This is a genomic window from Wolbachia endosymbiont (group A) of Cydia strobilella, from assembly GCF_964026745.1.
GTDB lineage: Bacteria > Pseudomonadota > Alphaproteobacteria > Rickettsiales > Anaplasmataceae > Wolbachia > Wolbachia pipientis.
In genome coordinates, this window is the sequence record NZ_OZ034694.1 from 592,115 (window position 1) to 618,249 (window position 26,135).

Sequence of the window (26,135 nt, forward strand, 5' to 3'; positions counted from 1 at the left end):
TAATGCAGGAGCGATAGGAATTGAACCTACAACCTCTGGTTTTGGAGACCAGCGCTCTACCAATTGAGCTACACTCCTATAACTCAAACTCTCACTCCAAAATTTCAGAAACAACACCAGAACCAACAGTTCTACCGCCTTCTCTTATCGCAAAACGCAATCCCTTATCCATTGCTATCGGTACTTGCAATTCTACTTCTACACTCACATTATCTCCTGGCATTACCATCTCCTTCCCATCTAGCAATTTTATGCTCCCAGTTACATCCGTTGTCCTTAAATAAAACTGTGGCTGGTAATTCGCAAAAAATGGTGTATGCCTTCCTCCTTCCTCTTTCTTTAATATATAAACCTCCGCCTTAAACTTTCTATGCGGTGTTATCGTCCCCGGTTTCGCTAATACTTGCCCTCTCTCCACTTCTTCTCTTTTTGTTCCTCTTAACAATATTCCTACATTGAGTCCTGCACTTCCCTTATCCAGCAACTTCTTAAACATCTCAACACCTGTGCATATCGTCTTTTGCGTCGCTTTCAGACCTATTATCTCTATCTCTTCTCCCGTCTTTATCTCTCCCTTCTCTATTCTTCCTGTTACCACTGTTCCTCGCCCCGATATCGAAAATACATCTTCGATTGGCAATAAAAATGGTAAATCCACAGGCCTTGGTGGAACCGCTACATATTCATCTAACTTTTCCATCAATTTGTCTATTGATTTCTTTCCATATTCGCTGCTGTCATCCTCCAGCGCCTTGAGCGCTGAACCAACCACCACAGGCACTTCATCCCCTGGAAATCCGTATTTACTCAGTAATTCCCTCACTTCCATTTCTACTAAATCTATCATATCAGCATCAGCAACATCAGCTTTATTTATATACACCACGATATATCCAACACCTACCTGCTTCGCCAGCAATATATGCTCTCTCGTTTGTGGCATTGGCCCATCAACCCCCGACACTACCAATATCGCCGCATCCATCTGTGCTGCACCTACTATCATGTTCTTTACATAGTCAGCGTGTCCAGGACAATCAACGTGTGCATAATGCCTTTTTTCCGTCTGATACTCAACATGCGCTGTTGCTATCGTTATCCCCCTCTTCCTTTCTTCTGGCGCTTTATCTATCTGATCGTACGCTACAAAATTTCCATAATGCTTCGTTATCGCCGCTGTTAACGTCGTCTTCCCATGATCCACATGTCCTATTGTTCCCACATTTACATGCGGCTTTCCAAATGCTTCCACTACTGCTGTCATAATTATTACCCTTAATTATACTCTAACTTTAACTCATCAACCACATATTGTGGCACTTGCTCATAACAAGAAAAATGCATACTATACTGCGCCCTTCCCTGAGACATAGAACGCAAAACGTTGATATAACCAAACATATTTGCAAGAGGTACCGAAGCAGTAATTATTTTACTATTATTACCTAAATCGAGCATATCAGCAACATTTCCTCTTCTACTATTTATATCACCCATAACATCACCCATATATTCTTCAGGAGTAATGATTTCAACTTTCATTATAGGCTCCAGCATTTTTGGACCAGCTTTATTTGCCATCTCTTTAAAAGCACCTTTAGCAGCAAGTTCAAAAGCTAAAGGACTAGAATCAACCTCATGAAAAGCACCATCAAGAAGGGTAGCCTTAAAATCAATCAACGGAAATCCCGAAATTATACCACCTTCTTTTATCAACTCCAAGCCATTTTCTACCCCAGGAATATACTCTTTTGGAATAGCACCACCTACAATTTTACTTTCAAATTGAAACCCAGAACCAGGCTCAAGAGGTTCAAATTTTATTTTAACCTTAGCAAACTGACCAGCTCCACCAGATTGTTTTTTATGAGTGTAATCAATTTCAACAGATTTAGTGATAGTTTCACGATATGCAACCTGAGGAGCACCGACGTTAGCCTCAACGTTAAATTCGCGCTTCATTCTATCAACAATAATCTCAAGATGGAGCTCACCCATGCCTTTCAATATAGTCTGGCCACTTTCCGCATTTACTGACATTCTCAAAGAAGGATCTTCTGCAACCAACCTATTTAGAGCAATACCTAATTTTTCCTGATCTGAAGTGGTTTTAGGTTCTACAGCAATTTCAATAACAGGCTCAGGAAATTCCATACGCTCCAATAATATAGGAAAATCAACAGAACATAAAGTATCTCCGGTAGTTGTTTTCTTTAGCCCAACTAAAGCAACTATATCTCCAGCCCTAGCCTCAGTTATATCTTCTCGGTTATTTGCATGCATAAGTAACATTCTGCCAATCCCTTCAGTTTCGTTTTTTAACGCATTTGAAACGGTAGATTTAGACTTTAATTTACCAGAATAAATACGGATAAACGTCAAGCTGCCTACAAATTTATCCGTCATCACTTTAAATGCAAGAGCAACAAATTTCTCTTTTTCTGAAGGTTTGACCTCAATTTTCTTTTCTGAATCTTTAGGATCAATTCCAACAATTACATCAACATCAATAGGAGAAGGTAAAAAGTCAACCACACCATCTAAAAGTGGTTGTACGCCTTTATTTTTAAAAGCTGATCCACATAACACAGGAACAAATTTTCCTTTAATGGTCCCATTTCTCACGCATTTTTTCAGTAAATCTACTGGCAGATCATTAGACTCAAAGTAAGTATTCATCGCTTCATCATCCATCTCAGCTGCAGCATCTAATAAAAGATTTCGATATTCTTGAGCCTTATCAAGCAAATCAGAAGGAATATCTTCATAAGAAAATTTAGCGCCCAACGTTTCTTCTTGCCATATAATGGCTTTCATAGAAATAAGGTCAATTATACCTTTGAAATCTTTCTCACTCCCTATTGGTAAATGAATAACTAAAGGTGCTGCACCAAGCTTAGTCTTTATCATATCAACACATCGATAAAAATTTGCCCCTATTCTATCCATCTTATTAACAAAGCAGATACGAGGAACGCTATATTTATCAGCTTGACGCCACACTGTCTCAGATTGAGGTTCAACTCCAGCAACTCCATCAAATACAGCAACTGCACCATCCAAAACCCTTAAAGATCTCTCAACTTCAATAGTGAAATCAACGTGACCAGGAGTGTCTATTATATTGACCCTATGATCATTCCAAAAACATGTTGTTGCAGCAGATGTGATTGTAATACCACGCTCTTTTTCCTGCTCCATCCAATCCATAGAAGCTGCACCATCGTGCACTTCACCAATTCTATTTTGCTTACCAGTATAAAATAAAATACGCTCTGTTGTGGTAGTCTTACCAGCATCTATGTGAGCCATTATCCCTATATTTCTGTATTTAGATATTCCAATTTCCATATCACAATTAATTAGCTAACATTAAAAACGAAGATGAGAAAATGCCTTATTAGCTTCAGCCATTTTATATTTTTCTTCGCACATCTTAAACGCACCACCGCGTTTATTATAAGCATCCAGTATTTCAGATTGCAAACAATCAACAGTGGTTTTTCCACTCTTTTTTCGAGCAGCAGAAGTTGCTTTAGCAATCCACCTTAACGCTAAAGAAACCGCTCTATCTTGTCGAACTTCAACAGGTACTTGATAAGTTGCACCACCAATGCGTCGAGAACGCACTTCTATAGAAGGAGTAACATTTCCTACTGCTGTCTCAAAAATTGATAACCCACCTTCGCCTATTTTCTTTTCAGCTAAAGACAAAGCGTCATAGATAATCTTTTCTGCAGTAGATTTTTTACCACATTTCATGATTGTATTAATGAAACGCATCAGCAAAACACTGCCGTAACGCGAATCAGGACTTATTTCTCTTTTTTTTGCTTTATTCCGACGAGCCATAAACTTTAACCAGATTTCTTTACACCATATTTTGAACGAGCTTTCTTTCGATTTTGCACACCACGCAGATCAAGGGCACCTCTTATTATGTGATAACGCACACCTGGCAAATCTTTAACCCGCCCACCACGTATCAAAACAACAGAGTGTTCTTGTAAATTATGACCTTCACCAGGTATATAAGCCGTCACTTCACCATACCCACTAATTTTTACTCTGGCTACTTTACGGAGTGCTGAGTTAGGCTTTCTAGGAGTTGTAGTATACACCTTAGTGCAAACACCTCTCCTTTGAGGGTTGCTTTCTCCCAAAGCTGGTACCTTTTTCTTATGGGTCAATCCTAATCTACCCTTACGTATTAATTGATTTATCGTAGGCATATGTTATAAACTCAAGCTCATTAAAATAACTAAGTTTTTAGTTATAAAATAATAAACCTCAATAGTCAATATAAAAATAAACATTACTACTCTAATAATTAAGCTCAACTGCCTTGAAAGCCATCAGTAGACTTCTTGCACTACCTCCCAAGCCACAACTGTCATTCAGTAGAAACGAAAAAACTTACTTGACACCCTTCGCCAGCCCTCTTATCATGAAACTGAAGCTATTTATTTATCTTCTCTGTACAGATTAAATGACAAAAAAACTCAACGTATCTAGCGTCTCATGTTTAATTTTTTGCACTATGTGCACCTTATGTCTTTATCAAATTTCTAGGTTTTTACCTACACAAGCTGAAATATGCTTATAAAGCATTTAAAACATTAAAAAACGCCAACTTAAAAAATGGATAGTGAATAATTAGCTACCCTAGGGTTTCTTTTGCCTTTTTTTCTGTTTAGTAAATTTCTTAAACATTTATGACTAAAGGTTAGTTGCATTAAAAAGCAGCTAAATCGCGGTTATTAAGCGTTTAGAATAAAAAAACGCCATACTTGAAAGTATAACGTAAGTAATTAGCCAACCATGGGGCTTCTTTTGCCTTTTTTTTATTTGGTAAATTTCTTAAACATTTATAGCTAAACGACAATCGTCATCCCGCTGCTTGTTAGCGGGATCTCTTGTTAGCGCCGCGGCGGCATGACGTAGAAGCTATACTTTTATGCTCACCAACTTAGCTGGATCCAAGTAGTCAAGCTACTTGGATCTGCAAATTGCAATGTTCGTACAGCTGCGTGCTTGACACTGGGATTTAGTGCAGCTACCCTAAACTGGAAGCTCATCTTGCTATTTTTGGCTGAAAGAAACATATTTTTAGAATAATGAAAACAATCAGCACTTTAATTCAAGAAGGATCGGAGTTATTATCGTCACATAAAGTTGAATCACCACATTTAGATTGTGAAATCATCATGCAGCACGTACTTGGAGTGGAAAGATCATTTATAATTGTGAACCATGCTGATCAAGTGCCGATGGAGAAAGAACTTTTATTTTGGAAATTAACAAAAAAAAGAGCGGAAAGATATCCAATATCGCAAATAATAGGTAATCGTGAATTCTGGAGTAAAAATTTTATAGTTAACCAGCATGTTTTAGATCCAAGGCCAGATAGTGAAACAATAATCCTAGCAGTGTTAAAATATTACCCAAACAAAAAACAGAAACTAAAAATTGCAGATTTTGGTACAGGCACAGGTTGTTTATTGATATCCGTACTTAGTGAGTATGAATATGCTGTTGGCGTCGGTTTTGAAAAAAGCTTGGAAGCATATAAAGTTGCCTATCAGAACACAAAAAAACATGATCTTCTCAGCAGAGCCAAAATATTTCCAAGTTCGTGGACAGAGTGCAGAGGTTCATTCGATCTTATAATCAGTAATCCTCCATATATTAAAAGAAGCAAATTGAAAGACTTGCAAGCTGAAGTGCAAAAGGAACCAAGAATTGCCCTTGATGGTGGTATTGATGGTTTGAGCTGTTACTTGAGCATTTTTCCAATATTGAGAAAGTGCCTTAAAAAAAATGGGTTTGCGATATTGGAGATAGGTGAAGATCAAAGCAATATTGACAAAATAATCCCCTCATACGAATTAGCTTTTCAGGAATATGTATATGACTTAGCGGGAATGAAGAGATGCATTGTTGTGAAAAGAACATAGCTAATGTTTTTTTGCCTTCATCCCATATTATCCTATATCATCCCAGTACCCTCTACCTAGTCATCCAAGTAGCGTGACTACTTGGATCTATATTTAACTAGATCCTATGGTCAAGCCATAGGACGACAGGAACGGTTTTATGCATTTTTTAAAGGGCAACATGTTTAAGCTTTGCTGGCAAAATGGAAAGTAAGACCAGCCTCTATACCGTGTGTGTGAAATAGTTGATTACCTATATTTATTTCCTCAGTTACTTTGCTACCTGAGCTAGGATTAAGCTTCTTTTTTTTATCATTATTAGGGTCGTCTACCACTTGTCCTAACCTTTTTGCTGTAAGCTTAATATCGCTACCAATAGCACCAAAACCTCTATATCCGATATGCATATTTACATCTTCGTTTATGCGATAGTCAAAGCCAGCTTTTAATTGACCTGCGGGTCTTATTGACGGTTTTTCAAACATCGTCATTCTTGTTGCACCGATCCCAATACCAACGTAAGGAGAAAAAGAGAAACGGTCACTTTTCCAATGATGATAAACATTTGCCATTACAGATATGTTCTCAATTTGGTCATGACTAACTGCAGCACTATAGAGATAAGTTTCTTTATCAGGATCCTCACCAGTCTCCTTTAGGTATGAAACAGTTATTTGGCTACTTGTTAAACCAATATTATCCACTTTTACAGAAGAATACATCCCTTCCAATTCAGCCCTATAGCTGTTGTTACCCAATTCTCCTGTGTAACCAAATGCCACATTTGCAGCAAAAGGTGGATTATAATCTCCTTTATACTCACTTAGTGACTGACCTTCTGTGTTCTGAGCACCCCTGTCATTTATAGACAAATTTTTGATACCTGTAGTGCTTGTTTTTAGTACGCTTGTGTTATTTAAATATTGACCGTAATACCCACTACCAAAGTAAAACCCTTCTGTTTCACTTGCAAAAGATTGTTGTGACAACAATAAAGCAAATGCTGTAACCGCTAATGTTTTTTTACTAATCATTATTACTCCCCTAGTTAAAATAGCTAATCTAATACTAATTAATTAAAAATGGCTTAATATGAAAAACCTAATTATTTGCATAACTTGCACTTTTCTGAGCTAAAAATAGGCAAAGTTAACCTTACTTCTCGTCATTTTTTAATTTATCCTCATCTTCAAATTCATCCTCCTCTTCTTCGTCATCAAACCCATCATCGCTCCTATCCTCATCTTCCTCGTCATCATCTTCAAACTTATCGTCGATATCTTCGTCTGCAAATTCATCTGATTCATCATATACTGCATCTTCGGTTTTAGTTTCAGCAGGATAATCAACTGAATTAGGTCCCTCAAGAACATTATTCCCCTCGTTATTAACCTTATCTTTGCTCGCAGCGGCAGAAAGAACTTTGTTTGGGTCATATGGTTCTTGTGTAGGCACACGAGTTTGTTTGAGCAGCCTTCTTGTGAAGGTGGTATCACTGTAGTACAAAATTTTCTTTGATTTAATTGGGTAAGTCGACTCTATTAAAATTATCTGATCGTCACGTGGCAACATAATAACTTCTTGAGGCAATAGCAATGCTCTCTGTATTTCAGAGATATGTAATGACCTTGAAGCAGGATTTAAATCTAAAAATTTAGGCTTATTCAACGATTCTTGTTGTACAGTTTTGTTTCCTATAAGTTGCGATATTAAATTAGCTGTTTCAATATTATTGGCTGCAAAAGTTATTCTGTAAGTCGAGTTTGACAAAAAGGAGTTCATCCCTGCCTCTTCGTATATTCCTTTGAGCTGCTCAGTATCTTGAACAATTAAGAATAACCTAACTCGATAACCACGAAAATATGCAATACCTGTTTGAAATTGCTCCATTTTTCCAAGTGTAGGAAACTCATCCATTAAAAACAATACGCCATAAGGCTCGTCATCCGATGGCAATTTTCTACATAAAAACTCAGTTGCCTGTTGGTAAAAAACCTGCATTAAAGGCCTGAGCCTAGTCAAGTTGTCAGGAGTTAAACCAACATAAACTGTAGTTTTCTTCTTTTTAAAATCTAAAATATTAAAATCACTTGACGCAGTTGCAGTATCAATCAATGGGTTTGCCCACAATTCAAGTGATGAGTTCATGGTTGATACAACACCCGACCTTTCTTTATCAGCTTTTTGTAAAAAAGCTGCAATGTTCATATATGCTACAGGGTGTAGTATTTTACCCATTGTATCAAGAGCAACAGCAAGATTATAGACTACATCATCACTACGCATCGTACGCACAACTTCACCAAAAGATTTGACTTTCTCTGGTGCAGCAAGTAAGTATAATACCACTCCAACAAATAAACTTCTTGCTTCATTTTGCCAAAAGTCTTGTTCAGGCATAATTAGGTTGGCTATTTTCTGCACATCGTCAACCATCTGTCCAGGTTTTTCACTAATCCATTGTAATGGATTGTAACAGTGACTTATTCCATCTGGCTGCGCTGGATTCCATACGTATACTTTTTGTCCTTGTCGTTCTCGCCAACCACTTGTTATTTCATAGTTTTCTAACTTTATGTCGTGTACAATTACCGAGTCAGTCCAAAATAATAAATTAGGAATTACAAAACCAACACCTTTACCAGAACCTGTAGGTGCAAATAATAATGCATGCTGAAACCCATCAGCAATAAAGTAGCCTCTTTTATCTTTACCAAGCAGTAATCCCTTTTTGCTTCTTAATCCTGCTTTTCGTATGTCTTTCTCTGATGCCCACTGCGAATCTCCATGCAGTGATTCTTTCTTTTTAAATGGTCGCCACTCAATTATCCTTTCTCTTAAATTCCATAAGATAATCATTAAAACAATGATAGGCAGTGCAGAAGATATAATTAATGTGATTTTGAGCTCAAGGCTATATAACTCTGGATGATGCCAACAATATTGTATATGATCAAAAATCGTTGGCCAAAGAGCTTGAGGGAAAGGCGTCAAACTAGGATTAATTGCCTTAAAATCCACAGCATCCGGACCATCAGCAAACAGAACAAACAATATACCAGATAGATAGAAGCAAAACTCAAGTACGCTAAAAGCTACTACACCTCCTATGAGAATATTACGTAGGTGATTTCCATTACTCATAAACTACTCTTCCTTAACTTATGTATAAATTTAAGCATTTTCGCTCGCAGATCTAGTAAATAATATCTCAGAAATGCTTCTTTTGCCCCCACCGGTTCTTTTTAGCTGAATAACAATATCAATCACATTTCTAATGTATGGTATAATTTGGTCTGGAGGAATGCCAAGATTTGCCTGCATAACCATCAATTTTATTTGCTCAAGGGCCATTGTTGGACTATCTGCATGAAGGGTTGATATTGATCCAGGGTGACCAGTATTTATCGCCCTGAGAAAACTAAAAGCTTCCGCTCCACGGAGCTCACCAACTATTATTCTGTCTGGCCTTAAACGTAAGCACGCTTCTATCAAATCTTGAGTGGTTACTTTTGCTCTGCCCTGCCCTCCTTTAGAGGCAATTAGATGGACTTTATTGGGATGATCGTTCAAAACGATTTCCCTTGCATCCTCAACAGTAATAATTCTTTCCTCAGCTGGAATAGCACGCAAAGTAGCATTAGTAAAAGTAGTCTTACCAGTGGAAGTTCCACCACTAATTATAATATTTTTCTTACTTATTACAGCGTATTCTAAAAACTCTTTTATTTTTTTTTGCCTTAACAATAAATCCAAATGACGGTCAACTGGATTATCAGTTGCTTCTGTAACAGTTTCAGAAAAAGCCCCCATTTTTTCGTAATCATCGAGTGCTAACTGCATGCTAGAAGGCTTACGAATCGACATGACTACTTTATCAGGTTCACATGCTGGCGGAAATACTATCTGTATACGATAACCATTTGGTAATGTTGCCGAAAGTAACGGCGCTTCTTCGCTAAGTTTTTGTTCTGTAGCTTGAGCAATCAGTCTGCCAAGAGATTTCAAATGGTTAAGATCGAATACTTCTAATTTTTCACACCTTATTTCACCGCGATTTTCAATCCATACTTCCTTTGGCTTATTTATTGATATTTCATTTACGCCTTCTTCTTGAAATATGCCTTGTAATGGCTCCAAATATGTATCAAGTGCAGCATAGTTCATTTCATTGATTTAATATTGCCTGTGGAGGAAATACTATATCTTGGTTAACAAATACTTTCAATGCAGTGCCTTGATCAACATAAATAGTTGGTTTTTTATCTGTATATCTGCCCACTACATCCCGCATATCTTTAGAAAAATCCTCGATTGATTTCCCGATTGCTTCATCATAAACAGACTTGCTTTTTCTTTGAATTTGTTCTAACAGTTGATTTACAATTTCCAGGCTTATATTTACCTCGTCTTCTTCAATTCCTAGTGCTTTTGCTATTTCCTCTTTCATTATTTTTAGTAAATCTTGTCTGCTTTTGGCACTCCGAATTCTTCCGATAGCCCCAAGGCCTAATTTCCATTTGTCACTAGATATCTTCTTTTCTGGGTCAATAATGAGTTGGAGAGAAGAAAAATCTATTTCGGTTGCAGTGATAGACTTTACTGCATCTCTGATAGTTAGCGTATCAACAAGATTAGAAGCCTTTTGCCCTATAACAGCAGAACCAATCGAAACACCAGCAAGTGTCACTGAAGAGAATAACGCACTTACTATTTTGTTATCAACTATTCCTGCTATTCCTGCTCTACCAAGCTCGTCAGTACTAAGTGATGAGATTGCAATATCTATTCCATGTGGCAGAATCACTCTATTCCAGTTTATATTTACACGAGATTTAGCAACATTCGAGTCAAATGAATAACTGCCTATCAATCTTGAGCCTTTAGGTATTAAAACTGTATCACCAGTTTCTGCATAAACATCTCTACTCACCATAGCACGCAGCATTCCTTGCAGATCAGAGTTTATTGCAGTTTCAAGAACAGCATCAATAATTTTACCTTGAGTAATCATTAAACCAAGCTTTCCTACTCTGGTAGCTTTGCTCGATTGTGCTGAAGTGTCGGATAAAATAGCATCAGCAGCCTTGTTCTCTCCACTACCACCTGAAATTGTCAACATCTGTGCACTACGTCTGTCTCTAGGATAACCGCCACCCCCTATTGTAGGAAACGAGGTAGGTAAATTGCCCATAACATTACTAGAAGGAAAGTTTTGCTTTGGCAAAATAGGTATATTTGACACAGGAGTTTCTTTTGGTTTCTCTTCTTCTTTTTTCATCACTTCTTCTTTTCTAATTTGTTTTACTTCTGGTATGATTAGTGGTGTAGGAAGAGGAGGTAAGGGTGGTAAGGGATCAGTTATTATTCTTTCAGGAACCATTACATTATCTGGAACTTGTTCCAACTTTCCTTTCAATTCTTGAACGTTTTGCTTTGTTTCCTCTTTTTTAATAACTTCTGAACCCTCTTTAGGAGAAGGACTAAAATAGAGATAATACACTCCACCAGCCAGAAGCACTAAAATAATGACCATCAATGCCCTATGACCTTGATTAGAGCCAACTGTTACTACCTTATTCTCTATTTCTGATTCATCTTCTGAATTGTTACGCCTTTCTTTATTCATATTGCATGTACCACAGCTAAAGTGACCTATTTATAATTTCAACTTCACCATCTTCATAACGCATAAATAGCTTTTTATGTACTCCTTTTATTATAACATAATCATCAAATAACAGCCTTTTACAAGGTTTATCCTCCCCTTCTACAAAAACCTGAGGTATTTTATTATTATTTCTAAATTTTAAATAGGTTAAATAACCATCATCAAATAACTCGATCGGAACTATATCCGCATTACCACCTTCATCAATATATGTATAATTGTACTTCGTATCATTTTCTTGTATTATTTTTTCTAGCTTGTCTGTAGTATATTGCATTTGAGTAGGTAAAGAAACCTCATCTAAATCAACATCAAATTCACCTTCTTCTTGAGGATAATAAAAACGTACTACGTAAGATATATCCTTTTCAGCAGAATAATCGTGATCCACTTTCTTAGCATCAGTATCCGGGTATTTATCGTAGTTTGGCCTTGAGATTAAATCAAAAATGTAATTTCTTTTTTTAGTTGTCGTAATAATCATGTTAGTGCGACTACTAACTTCAAATGGCATGATAAGCAATTTATTGTCATAAGGATTAATTTTCCAACTTGATGCATCACCAACAGCGATATTTTTAACTTTTTCTCCTTCCGCAAATTCAATATAAGAATAGTAACCCTGACTAAAAACCACCGTAAATACTTCATTAGGGCTATACACAAAAGTCTTTATTCTACTATCTATAGAAATAGGCTCATTATAATTAATGGATGCGTTTAAATTGCCACTTACAAGTAAAGCTAAAACTAATAATATCCTATACATATTCATCATCTACTCTATATGAAATAACTTGAAATCCTAATGGGTTAATATATCTTTGCTGATCATCCATTTCAAGCGATGCATATCTATATGACATAATAACTATCTTATTTTTTCTCGTAGAACTTCCATCTTTCCGTGTAAATTCCACAAAAAATCTCACCTGAAGAGCATCGTTACCCAACTTTTGAATTGAGCGAATTTTAAATTCACTTTTGGTATCTGAATATAAATTAAAAAGATCATCCATATTCTGCGATCCTACATAATTTCTAAATTCATTATACACATTAGGTGAGGAAAACAACCTCACCTTTGTATAATAGTTATAATTATAATGATATGGATCAAAAACCTCCCTTGCTTTTATATACTCTGAAATAAAATAATCGTTTAGCGCTTCATCTGCAGAATACTGTTTTACTGTGACAGGATCAACCAATTGCACTATTCCTGATTTCTTGTCAATTTCTATAACAAATGGCTCAATAGTGCTACTTGTGCTAATTTTAAATATGACTAATATGCTGATAGAGATCGTTGCTAATAATATTAATGCAAATAAAAGTAGAATATTCCTTTGAGCAATAACTGTGCTGTAGCGGTTTGAATTCCAATTTATATCCTTATCTAAGGATTCAGTATTTTTTTCTCGCTTAAAAAATCTTAGCATTTTAGTATTCCTAAAAATCTTAACTTATGTTAATAAACATAGCAAATTAACAAAGTAGTTACAGCAAAAAAGCTAAAAAACTCTTAATCTATGGCCTAATTTACCAAACTTTGTCTCCATATATGAATCGTTATATTTATTACGTTCCACAATAAGTGGTAGACACTTTGTAACTCCTATACCACTACTTTCCAATTCTGACAATTTCCTATCATTGTTTGTAAGTAATTGGATTTTGTTAATGTTCAATTTCTTAAGCATTTTAGCTGCAACAGCAAAACTCCTTTCATCATCTTCAAAACCCAATATTCTATTTGCATCAACAGTATCAAGATTATGTCCTCTTTGCATACTGTACGCTCTTAACTTATTAGTTAAACCAATGCCTCTTCCATCTTGCATCAAATACAATATAATACCACTTCCAGAGTCAGCTATCATTTGAATTGCTTGATGTAACTGACTTCTGCAATCGCATGACAAGCTATCTAACAAGTCACCCGTATAGCACGAAGAATGAATTCTCACTAATGGTTCGTCATCTTTATCTGGATTGCCAATGATAATTGCATGATGTTCTCTTCCACCACTTTCGGTTCTATAAGATATGATATTTACTTCTTGAGTCTGTTTTAAAAATAATGATGTTTTGCACACTTCATATACATCCTGATTTTCTTGAAAATTATTTATGAATGACGTGTCCAGTGCAATAAGGTCATTTTTCTCGCACCAATTTCGCATTTCATGGTTATTCTCAAAAGTCATATCAGCCACTAACGCGTATGGCAATAATTCTGAGAACTTAAGCAAGGCAATAGCACATTCATCTATTGTCTTTGAGCATTGCAACTCTTTTATGCAATCTTCCTTTGAACAGTTTATTAAATAGAGCAGTTCATCAAAATTATTCACCAACAGACGTTTGCTGTTATGTTCTTTATTCTGAGATATGTATTTTACCTTACTTGAAGTTAAAGTAACATATACATTACTTGATGTAAGCTTGTATTGATTAAATAAATCTCTTTCTAAAGCCTCAGCAGCAGCAAACAATAGGTAATTACTTTCATCATATATTACAATTGGCCGACCGCGCCTGATTTCGCTGATAGCTCTTTCTACCTTATTGCTACTCTGATTTCCTATAAACATTTTTACCCATATTAAACAGCGATAAAAACTGGTGCGGCCGAGAAGACTTGAACTTCCAAGGCCTTATGAGCCACAGCGACCTCAACGCTGCGTGTCTACCAATTCCACCACGGCCGCACTATATTCTAGTTTTTATATAATTATTTTAAATTACTTAATCATTTTAGAATTTTTCATCTAGAGTGTCAATCTGATACTAGAATAATTTAGAAATTGTTTGTATAATTTGATTATGAATTTTGTGATTATAAATTTTAATCATTTAAGATAACCTTACTACTAATTTTTAACTTAGGTTTTTATACAAATGAATATAGCTAATATCTTTATTTTTTTAGCTCTCTCTCTTATAACTAGCTTTCATTTCGTCCATGCACAAATATTATACACATGGTCTCAAGTTATCCCAGAAAATAAACTAAGCATACGCGCAATTACGGACAATGACATGTGTCCCATTGTTTATGTTGATGGCGAGGAAACAGAAATGCTGAATCGCAGCTCAATTAACAATGGTGATCATAACGAAACAGTTTGTGAACTGACAGTACAAACAAGTGCCAAAAACATTAGTATTGAGGATCTACGGGTTCCTATATTACCAAAAAAGGTTAATAAAATTGCTTTCATTGGTGACACGGGCTGTAGAATAAATATGTTATTTCAGCAGGAATGTAATTCGGTAGATAGCTGGCCTTTAAAAAAAAATTTAGATTCAATCGCCCTTCATAAACCAGATTTAATTATCCATGTTGGTGATTATCATTATAGACAAACAAAATGTAGAAATACAAAAAAGTGTGGCGATATTTATGGATATAATAAAGAAGTTTGGTACGCTGATTGGTTTGAGCCTGCAAAGGATATTTTATCACAATCCCCTTTCCTTTTTGTTCGTGGAAACCATGAGAGTTGTGATAGAGCTTATGAAGGATGGTTCAGGTATCTAGATTCATACCCCTTTTCGTCTGAAAAATGTGGAAACTTCGTTTCTAGTTGGTCCTTAGATGCTGGACCGATGAAATTTTTTATCTTCGACTCTTCATCCGGTGAGGATATTTTTACAACCCAAAGCACAATTGATGCTTTTGAGAGGCAATTTGATAAATTGATACAAAATAGTTCTGACAAGCCCATGTGGTTTTTAACTCATAAACCGCTTTGGAGATCTCCAAAAAAAGAATTTTTGACATTAAAAAGCCATGGTAATCTTACACAAATCGAAGCTTTTGGAGATAAATTTCCAAGCAATGTTACTACCATAGTTTCTGGCCACATTCATATAGCCCAGATTTTATTAATGGATAATGTTCCAGACCAAATTATAGTTGGAAACGGTGGTGCATCATTACACGCTCAAGATCAAGAATCTGTTTATCAAAATGTAGAATTTGACTATTTAAATGGTAAAAACTACTTAGCACACGAGGTTAGAAACTTTTTTGGCTTTGGCTTTGCAATACTAAATTTAGATGATCACGAATTTACCTTCTATAATCAACACAATAAGGAAATGTATTCTGCGAAGCTAACAGAAGATTTTAAACTTAAACGGATTAAAACTATAGTCGATTCATTTTAGGATTTGTTATTAGCTATTTTAAAAACGCTACTTAAACATTTTTTTTAATCGATTGATTTCATCAGCAAATTTTGAGTCGGTCTTTATAAAATTTTCTACTTGTTTTACTGCATGTATAACAGTAGCATGGTCTCTGCCACCAAAGTTTCTCCCAATATCTGGTAGGCTTTTTTGCGTAAATTTTTTGGCAAAATACATAGCTATTTGTCTTGGCCTTGCAAGACTGCGAAGCCTTCTATTGGATTGCATATCTGCAACCTTTATATTGAAAAATTCAGCTACTTTCTTTTGTATTTCTTCTATTGTGACTGACCTATGATTTGACCTAAGAAGATCGATTAGGGTTTCACTAGCTGATTCTACCGTCATACTTCTTCCAATTAATGAGGTATGGGTAACCTTATTTAATGCTCCTTCTAATTCTCTTATATTAGATTTTATGTTCCTTGCTAAAAACTCTAGGACATCTTTCGGAACATACATATTCATCTGCTCCACTTTTGCCTGCAATATACCAAGCCTCAATTCAAAAGTTGTTTCATTAATATCTGCCACCAACCCCCAACCGAGTCGTGATTTTATTCTTTCTTCCACTCCATCAAGATCACTAGGAGACCTATCAGCTGATATAACCAATTGTTTATTTTGGTCTATCAATGCATTGAAAGTGTGAAAAAATTCTTCTTGTGTACTATCTTTACCACTGATAAATTGCACATCATCTACCATCAATACATCTACTGATCTAAATTGCTCTTTAAATAACATAATATCTTTGCTTCGCAGCGCTGTAATATATTGGTACATGAATTTCTCTGCTGATAAATACACCACTTTTCTTTTTGCTGATGGGGAATTGACTATGTGCCAAGCTATAGCATGCATTAGATGTGTTTTACCAAGTCCCACTCCACCATATAGAAACAAAGGATTGCTGCCTAATATTGGATCTATAGATTCTGCCACACGCTTTGCCGCCGTAAATGCTAATTCATTTGGCTTTCCCACTACAAAATTATCAAAGGTGAACCTTGGATCCAGCGGCGAACCAAGATTATGATTACTTTCCTCTCTGTTTTTTAGTATAACATTAAAATTTGAATTCCTCTCCTCAATTACTTGAATATCAATAGAACGTATACTTTTATCTTCGCTTTGCCATAATGATAATATTTTTTTCATGTAATGAACTGTAATCCACTCTTTTATAAACCTTGTTGACACGGATAAAAGAACTTCCCCATTTCTGCTACTGACAAATTTTAGTGAACTCAGCCAGCTATTATATGTTGCTTCTCCATAAAGATTATAAAGACAATTTTGGATTTTTTCCCAAGTAACATTGTGATCCGTTACTGTAATGATCTGATCAAAAAACATAGTAGAAACCTTAGGGCTAGTTAAGTTCATATACCACACCAAGAAAAAAGCAATAATTAGAAAAATACAAGATAATCAATAGCTTACTGCAAAATGAAAAGCTAATACTACTTAATACATACTAAAAATTATGGTGATTTTTTGATGGGTTGTAAAGGGTATAAAAACATTAAAATTGATCATTTTTATTTCAAAAAAATGAAAAATTTGTAAATGTCGCTTGTATCGAGGATTAGAAGCATGCTATTAAAAACAGTAATACATTATGTATAAATAAGATGTTAAATTTACTGGCAAATAAGTAAAGTATTCATATAAATATAGCTAACCTAATATAGATTGACTGAAGCAAATTTATGATTATATTAAGTAATTTGAGTTGTTATGCTGTATTCGGTATTGAACTAGAGTTTTACATTGAAGGAATAGAAAAAGAATACTTATTTCTGAATAGCATCAAAAATAAAATAGCATCTCTTGAATTTTCTTGCGAGAAGGAGAATTCTACACATCAGTATGAGATAAAAAGTGGTTGTTATACGAACTCCGACAATTTAATTAAGCATTTTGAGTTAGCAAAACAATCACTTACTGAAACAGCACAAAAACTAGGTGGGAATATATCTTTTAAAGCAAAGCCCTATTTGGATAGAGCAGGCAGTGCATTAAATGTGCATGTTAATCTCGTGAATTCAAATAACGATAACTTATTTTATATCAATGAGCAAAAGTACAGTGACTATCTGATTCATAGTATTGGTGGATTATGTGCAATGATGAAAAAACATATGTTGTTTTTTGCTCCAAATGATGATTCATATTTAAGATTTCAGTATCCGGATATTCACACTCCAACTACGATTAGTTGGGGAGTAAATAACAGAACTGCTGCGATAAGAATTCCCTATTTTGGCAACGATTCCAAAAGATGCCGCCTAGAGCACCGTGTTCCTGGAACAGATTGTAACCTTGAAAAAGTACTCACAGCAATAATTGAAGGTATAGTTTTTGGTATAGAGAACAAAATTGCTCCGCCAAATAGAGTGTATGGCATTGCATCTGATCCTCAATATAAGATGGAGAGTTTGATATAGCAACTACCTGTTAAACCCTAACCCATTAAACTCCTTTGAGGTAATTGGCCATTCTAGCACTTTCCTCACATCATTATTTACATTCCCATACTGTAATAGCAAGTCTGCAGCAGATAGTTTTTGCGTGCTTTTAGACTTAAGCCCTACATTGGTAAGGTCGCTCGATGGCTGCTTAGGAAGTGGATTACCAAGCGCATCCATGTGTTTAGGTAAAGGTTCCATAACAATATTTGTAGCACTAGAAACGGAATGACTATCTTTAGTATCAGCGCTTTTAGAAAGTGAATTACCTTTGAAATCCATATGTTTAGGTAGTCCATTTTTCATTTCTTCTTCTGCTCTTTTATTTTTTAATTCTTCTTCTAGCTCAGTTTCAGTTCTTTTTGGTTCTTTTACGGTATCTTTTTCTTCACCTTCATCTTCTGAAACTTTATCTCCTGAAACACGAGTAATTTCAGCTTTAGTTCTTATTTTATGAATCAGCGAAAGTAATAAGTAAGTAACTGCAGCAGCAGAAACGATAATGGCTATCTTTGCGGCAATGTGGATTGCTGTTAAAAATATTAAAGCTGATAAAGCTCCAGCTAATCCAGACACAATAACTTTATTTTTGCCTTTTGTTATATTTAGAATTGCCACCATAATAACCTCTCAAATACTGTTCTAGAATTATTATACAGGAATTTTCTTATACTTGCAATTTTGCGAAAATTTTAATTATTTGCATAAAGTTTTAAAGCTACACAAGGATTAATTAATATGCAATGTATCTCGACTATAATATTGTACAAACACACATATTCAGCTAACATTCAACATGCAGAGCTTACTCATAGAGCGAAACAGGGCGGTGGTATTATTACTTATAGTAATTTTTATCTTCGGTTCATACGTTTATGTAAAAATGCCAAGGGAAAGCAATCCTGATATACAGATTCCTATAATCAGCGTGTTTGTTGGACTTCCTGGGATTTCTGCTCAAGATAGTGAAAAGCTATTAGTGCTTCCTATAGAAAATGAACTAAGATCCATCGAAGGTGTAAGAGAATTGAGAGCTTTTGCAACTAATGATGGTGCTCACATGATACTCGAATTTGGAACAGAGTATGATAATAAAGAAGTGCTCGATAATGTCCGTTCAAAGCTTTCAAACATAAAATCGAAGTTACCTGTTGAAGCGGAATCTCCAATAATAAATGAAATAAACTTGAGTCTATTTCCCATATTAAATGTTGGCTTAATTGGTAATCTGCCAGAAAGAGCCTTAACTGAAATAGCACGCAAGTTAAAGAAAGAAATAGAATCTCTGCCAAATGTTCTCAAAGTTGAAGTGGCAGGTATTCGTAAAGAAACAGTGGAAGTGATAGTTGAGCCCACAGTTCTAACAAAATATAACATTCAATCAAACGAAATATTCCAAGCTATATCAAGCAATAATAGACTAGTGGGAGCTGGGTCACTGGCCGGTAAATATTCGATTAAAATATCAGGGTTATTAAAAGATATAGAAGATATTATGAATATTCCTATTAGATCTCAAGGCGATGCAGTTTTGAGAATCAAAGATATAGCAAAAGTATACCCTAGGTTTGAGGATCACCAAGGATTTGCTCGCATTAATGGATTACCTAGTGTCATGCTAGAAATTTCAAAACGTAACGGAAAAAACATAATAGACACAGTAAATCAAGTAAAATACTTAATGGATAAGGCAAAAGATCAATTACCTGAAAATTTAAAAGTGGTGTACTTAAACGACCAGTCAAAAAACGTCCGCGATGTGCTTGATGACTTGGAAAACGGCATAATATTTGCTGTGTTGTTAATATTGATCATAATGATGCTTTCTATGGGAACAAGGATTGCTATTCTTGTGGCACTCTCGATACCCGGTTCCTTTCTCATTGGGATAATAGCTCTTTACTTTATGGGTATGACCTTAAATATCGTTGTGCTCTTCAGTTTAATTATGGCTGTTGGCATGCTGGTTGATGATGCAATTGTGATCAGCGAATATGCCGATAGAAAGATGATCTGCGGAATGGATAAAGTAGAAGCTTTTTACACTTCAGTTCGTGATATGTTTTATCCGGTTCTATCATCAACGTTAACTAAATTAGCAGTGTTTTTTCCTCTATTATTCTGGCCTGATACTGTTGGTAAATTCATGCAGTACATACCAATTACAATAATTCTAACTTTGACTGGATCGCTCATTATGGCTTTGGTTTTTATACCAACACTTGGTGCAATATTTGGTAAGCCTTCGATAACTTCAAAAAAAGAAATAAAAAAAATGAGTGCTATAGAAAGTGGTGAAATAAAAAATGCTGGGCCTATAATAAGAGCTTACGTACGCATGCTAGAGAAGGTTTTGGATCATCCTAAAAAATTCGTATGTGCTACTGTATTCGTTTTGTTTTCATTTAGTGTGCTGTACTTTACTTTTGGTCCTGGAGTAAAGTTTTTTCCGAAAGTGGATTCAGATAATATTTTAATCAGTGTTAAAGCAAAAGAAAGCTTATCAGCCAAAGAACGAGATCTGATACTCAAAGAAGTGGAAGAACGCATTTTGAGCATTGAAAAAGAAATTCATGTTTCTTATGCTAGATCAGGAGCATTTTCAGACAACGTTATCGCCAGAATACAACTAGAACTTATGGATTGGCGCTTCAGGCGCAAAGCTAAGCACATACTAAATGATATAAGGAGCAGTGTGCAAGACATGAAAGGAATAATAATTAATGTTCAAGAGGAAAAGCCAGGACCGTCGGCTGACAAGCCAATACAAATTAACCTCAGCGGGAGTGTATCCAGTTTGAATTTAGCAGCAGAGAAAATTCTAGAAATTATGAACCAACCTTCATCCGGGTTTATAAATATTCAAGATAGCAGATCAGCACCTGAAATAGAGTGGAATATGAGTGTTGATAAGAGTAAGGCTACAAGCTCTGAAGTAAGTGTTGCAACCATTGGCGATTTTATAAAGATGGTTACAAATGGAGTGTTGATTGGAAAATATAGACCAAATAACACGGATGAAGAAATCGATATTGTACTCCGTTTCCCTGGAAAGGATCGCAACATGAAGACTATAGACAATCTTTTTATCAATACAGTTAATGGCCCGTATCCTATGAGCAATATAGTAAAATATGCTCCCGAAAAAAAGGTAAACAAACTAAACAGGATTGATGGATTACGCATAGTGACAATCTCTGCTGACGTTGATACTGGCTATCTTGTTGATGAAAGAGTAAAGTTCATTCAGAATTCTATTGCCCAGGATTGGGACAAGGGAGTAAAAATTGATTTTAAAGGCGACAAAGAAGATCAACAAAAATCAGGAGCATTTTTGTTAAAGGCTTTTATATTAGCGATTACACTAATGATATTGGTATTAGTGACACAGTTTAATAATCTATACCATACATTTATCGTAATGACAGCAGTGTTTTTATCCACAACATGTGTGTTTTTTGTTTTCTTTCTTATCCAACAAGTTTTCGTAGTTGTTATGTGTGGAGTGGGGATAATTGCTTTGGCGGGAATTATAGTGAATAATAACATACTATTACTTGATGCCTTTCATCACCAAATTAAGGTACACAAAAATGACATCAAGCGATGTGTAATAAACGCTGCAATTTCTCGCGTTAGGCCAATATTGCTTACCGTTGCAACCACAGTTCTTGGTTTAATACCGATGATTACCAGGTTAAATATCAATTTTTTTACGCTACAAATCACATATGATGCTCCATCAAGCCAGTGGTGGGTTGACATTTCAACAACCATAGCAAGTGGAATATTGGTTGCAACGGTTTTAACTTTATTCTTTACTCCTGCGTTGCTTGTTATACAAAGACATGAAAAAACTTGACTTAAATTAGCAATCATTTAACATTTAAGATAGTGTTCTTTGCCCGTTGGAGCTATAATTATAACTAATTACATTGGATTTATTTATTATGATTGCTAATCGTAAAAGCAGTGTTAAGCAGAAAAGTAACAAGAATAACATAGTTGGAAGCCTTGATGTAATAAAAACAGCAGGAGAGCTTTCACTTCAAAAAGGTTTAGATTTTGATGTTGTAATAAAGGCACTAGAAAGTGCTATAGAAGCAGTGGCTTATCAAAAATATGGTAGCAAAAGTAAAATTGTAGTTAATATAGATAGAAACACAGGCAAAGTTACTTCATACAGAAAACTAAAAGTTATTGATGACGAATCAAATAGAGAAGAGAATACTGAGTATGAATCAATTACGCTGACACAAGCTAAATTAATAAAAGAAGATGCAAAAATTGGAGATACTGTTAGTGAATTACTCTCTCTTAACACTGATCTTGCTTCAGCAAGAATTGCCCAGCAAAAAATTGCTCAAATAATTAAAGATGAAGAGTCAAAAAAGCAATATGAGGAATTTAAAGATAAGGTGGGAGAAATAAGGTATGGTATTGTTAAACAAGTAGAATATTCAGATCTTATTATAGACATAAATGGCACTAAGGCATATCTTCCATTACGAAATTTAACCGGTGGTGAATCATTTCGTGAAGGCGATAAGGTTAAAACTTATATACAGACTGTTAAGCGCTCTGATGATGGACGTCAAATTATTCTTTCTAGGACTCATGAAGGCTTTTTAGAGGCATTATTAAATCAAGAAATACCAGAAATTGCTGACGAATTAGTGACAATTAAAGGTATAGCTAGAGATGCTGGTTCAAGGTCTAAGGTTGCCGTTTTCTCTCCCGACAAGAACATTGATCCAGTAGGTGCTTGTGTTGGAGTTAAGGGAGATAGAATAAAAACTATTATACACGAATTAAATGGTGAAAAAATTGACGTTATAAATTACTCCTCAGATTTGGGTCAATTTGTTATTAAAGCCATTACTCCTGCAGAAGTATCGAAGGTTATTATTGATGAAAATGAAAATTGCATAGAGTTAATAGTTGCTGAAGATCAATTGAGTTTAGCGATAGGAAAAAAGGGCCAGAATGTAAGATTAGCTTCAGAGCTTGTTGGATGGAAAATTGAGATATTAAGCACTCAGCAAGAATCAGAAAGGCGAAGTAAAGAACTTAGTCAATGTTCAGCTTTATTTGCTGAAGCTTTAAACTTAGAAGAGATTATGGGTCAGCTATTGGTAACAGAAGGTTTTTCAAGTGTAGAAGACATATCTAGCGCTTCAATTAAAGAGCTTGCTTCAATAGAGGGCTTTAATGAAGATATTGCAAACGAACTTCACAATAGAGCAAATAAGTACCTGAAAGCAGAAAATGATAGAAAAATAGAAGAGCTAAAAAGTTTAGGTATGGAGGATGATGTAATCAATTTAACTTTATCAATAGACAATAAAATTGCTCTTAGTAAGCATGATATTAAGACTTTAGAGGACATAGCAGATTTATCAAGTTATGAGTTTTGCAGCATACTCTCTTCCTCATCCGATAGCAAAGAAGATCTAAAAGATACAGTAGATTCAATAATCATAGAAGCACGTAAAAAGCTTGGATTAATATAATAAAATAATATGAATAATGAAGATATCAGTGATAAAAAATTAACGCTCCAAGGTTTAAGCAAGCTTAAATTAGACCTCAATTTAAACTCTTCAGCTAGCCCAAGTACTGGAGCTACAGTAGTAAAAAAAAGAAGAAAAAAATCTCATGATGCAGAAGAACATAATTTATTTGACGAGAGTAAATTATGTTCTTTAACAGAGAAAGAACAAATTTTTCGCATTAATGCTGTGCAGAATGCTGCTTTGCTGAAAGAAAGAAACCAGAGAGAAGAAAAAGAGAAAACAGCAAAAGAAGACAGCAATAAAGAGATTGACGAGAAAAATGAAGCGGACGCTTTATCTAAGGAAATAAATAAGCAAGTTTTAAGTAATACCCACTTAGTTGAACCAAAAGAAGATAGTATTGACCATGAGGACAACGATAAAAAGTCTTTTAAAGTCAACAAAGATATATATTCTAAGCATTCTAAACTGGTAATTGCACAGGCAATAGATGAAAAAACTGAACAACCCCCTGTATTTAAGCAAAGATTTGGTATAAGAAGTAGAAAGTCAAAGTTTACCAAGGGTAAAAATATATCAAGAGAAGTTATTATACCAGACAAAATAACTATCAGGGAGTTATCTATTCGCATGGCAGAAGATAGCAAGAGTGTGCTAAAAATGTTCAAAGAAGAAGTCGGTGAGAGTTATAGAGTAGATGATCTGGTGGATCCAGATATAGCATGTGAAATAGTGGAAAAATTTAATCATATGGCTAAACGAGTGAGCGATACCAACAGAGAAAAAGATTTATTTTTTATAGAAGGCAGAGAAAGCCTGCCTAAAAAACCTAAACCACCAATCGTCACTTTTATGGGACACGTCGATCATGGTAAAACCTCATTGCTCGATGCATTTCGTGAATCTAATGTTGCAGAAAGAGAGTCAGGTGGCATAACTCAACACATAGGTGCTTATCAAATAACGACAAAAGATAAGCAAAAAATTACCTTTATTGATACACCAGGACATGAAGCGTTCACTGCGATGCGTGCACGTGGTGCCAATATTACTAATATAGTTGTAATAGTAGTTGCAGCTGACGATGGAATCATGAAACAAACAGTTGAAGCAATAAATCATGCAAAAGCAGCAAATGTTTCTATTATAGTTGCTATTAATAAAATTGATAAATCTGAGCCTGGTGATGTGGAGAAAGTAATGAGTAGCTTACCTCAATATGATCTCATTCCTGAAGAGCTTGGTGGTGATGTTATGATTGTGCCAGTATCAGCAAAAAAGAAAACTAATTTAGATAAACTAGAAGAGACGATTTTGTTAGTCGCTGAATTAATGAAGCTAGAAGCAATAGAAGATTGTCGAGCACTTGGATGGGTAATAGAATCCAAAATAGATAAAGCGAAAGGAATATCAGCTACATTGATAGTTGAGGAAGGAACGTTAAAGGTTGGTGATATATTGGTAGTTGGTACAACATACAGTAAAGTACGTAGTATGGTTAATCACCTTGGTCAAAGAGAAAAAGCAGCACTACCCTCTGCTCCAATTGAAATTACTGGTCTAAATGGTGTACCAAATGCTGGAGATAAATTTGTTGTTGTAAATTCTGAAAAGCAGGCGCGTGAAATTGTTGAATACAGGCTAGAGTTAATCAAGAAAAAGAAAGAAGATTTGGGCGACAATAATTTAGATATATTCAGTCGTAATAACAGCGAAACAGAAGAACTATCTGTAGTTTTAAAGTGCGATGTAACTGGTTCTATTGAAGCAATATCAAGTTCAATTGATAAACTCGGTAAAGACCAAGTGAAATTAAATATCCTACACAAAGCAGTAGGAGGGATAACAGATTCAGATGTGCTGCTTGCAGAAGCATCAAGTGCAGTAATTTTAGCTTTTAATGTAAAAGTGGACTCAAAAATAAGGGACTTGGCAAAACAAAAAGGTATAGAAATACATACTTATAACATAATATACGAGCTCATTGACGACATGAGAATGTATTTAACTAAAATGTTAAAGCCTGTTACACGAGAGGTTCGTGTTGGCTTTGCATCTGTGAGGCAAATATTTAACGTATCTAAAGCTGGTAATATCATTGGATGTTACGTAAGTGATGGAGTCATAAGAAAAGATTCTTTAATTAAGGTAATGCGTGGTGGCAAATTGGTGCATGAAGGAAAGTTAAAAGCACTACGTAGATTTAAAGATGATGTTAAAGAAGTAGGTGTAAACTTTGAATGCGGAGTATCACTAGAGGGTAATGTCGATATTAAAGTTGGAGATATTTTGGAAGCTTATCAATTAGTGCAAGAAGAAAGGGTGTTATAGTAGCTGG

The 26,135-nt window shown here is 35.2% G+C and carries 19 protein-coding genes and 2 tRNA genes; 6 read left to right on the forward strand and 15 right to left on the reverse strand.

The window, feature by feature from the left end:
- Positions 1-5 precede the first annotated feature (5 nt).
- The 5 genes from AAGD76_RS02925 to rpsL form a co-directional block, all read right to left on the reverse strand.
- Positions 6-78 (reverse strand) — tRNA-Trp (locus tag AAGD76_RS02925).
- Between the two features lie 13 nt (positions 79-91).
- The gene (gene tuf, locus AAGD76_RS02930; RefSeq protein ID WP_010962309.1) at positions 92-1,264 is read right to left on the reverse strand and encodes an elongation factor Tu; all 1,173 of its coding nucleotides are present in this window, start codon (positions 1,262-1,264) and stop codon (positions 92-94) included.
- Positions 1,265-1,275: 11 nt separating this feature from the next.
- Positions 1,276-3,351, reverse strand: a complete 2,076-nt coding sequence (fusA, locus tag AAGD76_RS02935; protein WP_010962308.1) for an elongation factor G — start codon at positions 3,349-3,351, stop codon at positions 1,276-1,278.
- 21 nt (positions 3,352-3,372) lie between these two features.
- Positions 3,373-3,852 carry a 30S ribosomal protein S7 gene (rpsG, locus tag AAGD76_RS02940; protein WP_007549313.1) on the reverse strand — a complete coding sequence of 160 codons (480 nt, stop codon included), beginning with the start codon at positions 3,850-3,852 and terminating at the stop codon, positions 3,373-3,375.
- Positions 3,853-3,857: 5 nt separating this feature from the next.
- Positions 3,858-4,232 carry a 30S ribosomal protein S12 gene (gene rpsL / locus AAGD76_RS02945; RefSeq protein ID WP_006279787.1) on the reverse strand — a complete coding sequence of 125 codons (375 nt, stop codon included), beginning with the start codon at positions 4,230-4,232 and terminating at the stop codon, positions 3,858-3,860.
- Positions 4,233-5,117: 885 nt separating this feature from the next.
- Between rpsL and prmC the strand changes: the two genes are divergently transcribed.
- Positions 5,118-5,957, forward strand: a complete 840-nt coding sequence (gene prmC / locus AAGD76_RS02950; protein ID WP_010962305.1) for a peptide chain release factor N(5)-glutamine methyltransferase — start codon at positions 5,118-5,120, stop codon at positions 5,955-5,957.
- A gap of 164 nt (positions 5,958-6,121) precedes the next feature.
- Here the strand turns inward: prmC and AAGD76_RS02955 are convergent, their stop codons facing one another.
- The 8 genes from AAGD76_RS02955 to AAGD76_RS02990 all read right to left on the reverse strand — a co-directional run bounded on the left by AAGD76_RS02955 (position 6,122) and on the right by AAGD76_RS02990 (position 14,321).
- A complete protein-coding gene (locus tag AAGD76_RS02955; protein ID WP_010962304.1) occupies positions 6,122-6,970 on the reverse strand; it encodes a P44/Msp2 family outer membrane protein in 849 nt (282 codons plus the stop codon).
- A 121-nt stretch (positions 6,971-7,091) separates the two neighbouring features.
- Positions 7,092-9,080 (reverse strand): type IV secretory system conjugative DNA transfer family protein, encoded by a 1,989-nt coding sequence (locus AAGD76_RS02960; RefSeq protein WP_341820341.1) that lies wholly within the window; start codon positions 9,078-9,080, stop codon positions 7,092-7,094.
- A gap of 30 nt (positions 9,081-9,110) precedes the next feature.
- Positions 9,111-10,103, reverse strand: coding sequence for a P-type DNA transfer ATPase VirB11 (gene virB11, locus AAGD76_RS02965; RefSeq protein WP_065094644.1), 993 nt, complete (start codon positions 10,101-10,103; stop codon positions 9,111-9,113).
- A gap of 1 nt (position 10,104) precedes the next feature.
- Positions 10,105-11,565: a TrbI/VirB10 family protein gene (locus AAGD76_RS02970; protein ID WP_341820342.1), complete on the reverse strand. Its 1,461-nt coding sequence runs from the start codon at positions 11,563-11,565 to the stop codon at positions 10,105-10,107.
- Positions 11,566-11,581: 16 nt separating this feature from the next.
- Entirely contained in the window at positions 11,582-12,382 is an 801-nt protein-coding gene (virB9, locus tag AAGD76_RS02975; protein WP_174515708.1) for a P-type conjugative transfer protein VirB9, read from the reverse strand.
- Entirely contained in the window at positions 12,369-13,049 is a 681-nt protein-coding gene (locus AAGD76_RS02980; protein WP_151807683.1) for a virB8 family protein, read from the reverse strand. The genes virB9 and AAGD76_RS02980 overlap by 14 nt, the downstream gene beginning before the upstream one ends.
- 72 nt (positions 13,050-13,121) lie before the next feature.
- Entirely contained in the window at positions 13,122-14,204 is a 1,083-nt protein-coding gene (locus tag AAGD76_RS02985; protein ID WP_341820343.1) for a GTP cyclohydrolase II, read from the reverse strand.
- A gap of 29 nt (positions 14,205-14,233) precedes the next feature.
- A tRNA-Leu gene (locus tag AAGD76_RS02990) sits at positions 14,234-14,321 on the reverse strand.
- Positions 14,322-14,511: 190 nt separating this feature from the next.
- Here AAGD76_RS02990 and AAGD76_RS02995 point away from each other — a divergent pair.
- A complete protein-coding gene (locus AAGD76_RS02995) occupies positions 14,512-15,786 on the forward strand; it encodes a metallophosphoesterase (RefSeq protein WP_006279778.1) in 1,275 nt (424 codons plus the stop codon).
- A gap of 27 nt (positions 15,787-15,813) precedes the next feature.
- Here the strand turns inward: AAGD76_RS02995 and dnaA are convergent, their stop codons facing one another.
- Positions 15,814-17,196 carry a chromosomal replication initiator protein DnaA gene (dnaA, locus tag AAGD76_RS03000; protein ID WP_010962298.1) on the reverse strand — a complete coding sequence of 461 codons (1,383 nt, stop codon included), beginning with the start codon at positions 17,194-17,196 and terminating at the stop codon, positions 15,814-15,816.
- Between the two features lie 326 nt (positions 17,197-17,522).
- On the opposite strand from dnaA, the gene AAGD76_RS03005 reads away from it, so the two are divergent.
- Complete coding sequence (locus tag AAGD76_RS03005) at positions 17,523-18,260, forward strand: glutamine synthetase (RefSeq protein WP_341820344.1); 738 nt, start codon at positions 17,523-17,525, stop codon at positions 18,258-18,260.
- A 3-nt stretch (positions 18,261-18,263) separates the two neighbouring features.
- Here the strand turns inward: AAGD76_RS03005 and AAGD76_RS03010 are convergent, their stop codons facing one another.
- A complete protein-coding gene (locus tag AAGD76_RS03010) occupies positions 18,264-18,902 on the reverse strand; it encodes a hypothetical protein (protein WP_341820345.1) in 639 nt (212 codons plus the stop codon).
- A 175-nt stretch (positions 18,903-19,077) separates the two neighbouring features.
- Between AAGD76_RS03010 and AAGD76_RS03015 the strand changes: the two genes are divergently transcribed.
- From AAGD76_RS03015 to infB, 3 genes are all read left to right on the forward strand, one after another.
- Positions 19,078-22,143 (forward strand): efflux RND transporter permease subunit, encoded by a 3,066-nt coding sequence (locus tag AAGD76_RS03015; RefSeq protein ID WP_341820346.1) that lies wholly within the window; start codon positions 19,078-19,080, stop codon positions 22,141-22,143.
- An 88-nt stretch (positions 22,144-22,231) separates the two neighbouring features.
- Positions 22,232-23,794, forward strand: a complete 1,563-nt coding sequence (gene nusA / locus AAGD76_RS03020; RefSeq protein WP_341820347.1) for a transcription termination factor NusA — start codon at positions 22,232-22,234, stop codon at positions 23,792-23,794.
- Between the two features lie 9 nt (positions 23,795-23,803).
- Complete coding sequence (gene infB / locus AAGD76_RS03025; protein WP_341820348.1) at positions 23,804-26,128, forward strand: translation initiation factor IF-2; 2,325 nt, start codon at positions 23,804-23,806, stop codon at positions 26,126-26,128.
- Positions 26,129-26,135: the final 7 nt, after the last annotated feature.

Excerpts from the sequence above, each read along its gene's own strand:
- tuf (WP_010962309.1), bottom strand. The coding sequence starts at position 1,264 with ATGACAGCAGTAGTGGAAGCATTTGGAAAGCCGCATGTAAATGTGGGA.
- fusA (WP_010962308.1), bottom strand. The coding sequence starts at position 3,351 with ATGGAAATTGGAATATCTAAATACAGAAATATAGGGATAATGGCTCAC.
- rpsG (WP_007549313.1), bottom strand. The coding sequence starts at position 3,852 with ATGGCTCGTCGGAATAAAGCAAAAAAAAGAGAAATAAGTCCTGATTCG.
- rpsL (WP_006279787.1), bottom strand. The coding sequence starts at position 4,232 with ATGCCTACGATAAATCAATTAATACGTAAGGGTAGATTAGGATTGACC.
- prmC (WP_010962305.1), top strand. The coding sequence starts at position 5,118 with ATGAAAACAATCAGCACTTTAATTCAAGAAGGATCGGAGTTATTATCG.
- AAGD76_RS02955 (WP_010962304.1), bottom strand. The coding sequence starts at position 6,970 with ATGATTAGTAAAAAAACATTAGCGGTTACAGCATTTGCTTTATTGTTG.
- AAGD76_RS02960 (WP_341820341.1), bottom strand. The coding sequence starts at position 9,080 with ATGAGTAATGGAAATCACCTACGTAATATTCTCATAGGAGGTGTAGTA.
- virB11 (WP_065094644.1), bottom strand. The coding sequence starts at position 10,103 with ATGAACTATGCTGCACTTGATACATATTTGGAGCCATTACAAGGCATA.
- AAGD76_RS02970 (WP_341820342.1), bottom strand. The coding sequence starts at position 11,565 with ATGAATAAAGAAAGGCGTAACAATTCAGAAGATGAATCAGAAATAGAG.
- virB9 (WP_174515708.1), bottom strand. The coding sequence starts at position 12,382 with ATGAATATGTATAGGATATTATTAGTTTTAGCTTTACTTGTAAGTGGC.
- AAGD76_RS02980 (WP_151807683.1), bottom strand. The coding sequence starts at position 13,049 with ATGCTAAGATTTTTTAAGCGAGAAAAAAATACTGAATCCTTAGATAAG.
- AAGD76_RS02985 (WP_341820343.1), bottom strand. The coding sequence starts at position 14,204 with ATGTTTATAGGAAATCAGAGTAGCAATAAGGTAGAAAGAGCTATCAGC.
- AAGD76_RS02995 (WP_006279778.1), top strand. The coding sequence starts at position 14,512 with ATGAATATAGCTAATATCTTTATTTTTTTAGCTCTCTCTCTTATAACT.
- dnaA (WP_010962298.1), bottom strand. The coding sequence starts at position 17,196 with ATGAACTTAACTAGCCCTAAGGTTTCTACTATGTTTTTTGATCAGATC.
- AAGD76_RS03005 (WP_341820344.1), top strand. The coding sequence starts at position 17,523 with ATGATTATATTAAGTAATTTGAGTTGTTATGCTGTATTCGGTATTGAA.
- AAGD76_RS03010 (WP_341820345.1), bottom strand. The coding sequence starts at position 18,902 with ATGGTGGCAATTCTAAATATAACAAAAGGCAAAAATAAAGTTATTGTG.
- AAGD76_RS03015 (WP_341820346.1), top strand. The coding sequence starts at position 19,078 with ATGCAGAGCTTACTCATAGAGCGAAACAGGGCGGTGGTATTATTACTT.
- nusA (WP_341820347.1), top strand. The coding sequence starts at position 22,232 with ATGATTGCTAATCGTAAAAGCAGTGTTAAGCAGAAAAGTAACAAGAAT.
- infB (WP_341820348.1), top strand. The coding sequence starts at position 23,804 with ATGAATAATGAAGATATCAGTGATAAAAAATTAACGCTCCAAGGTTTA.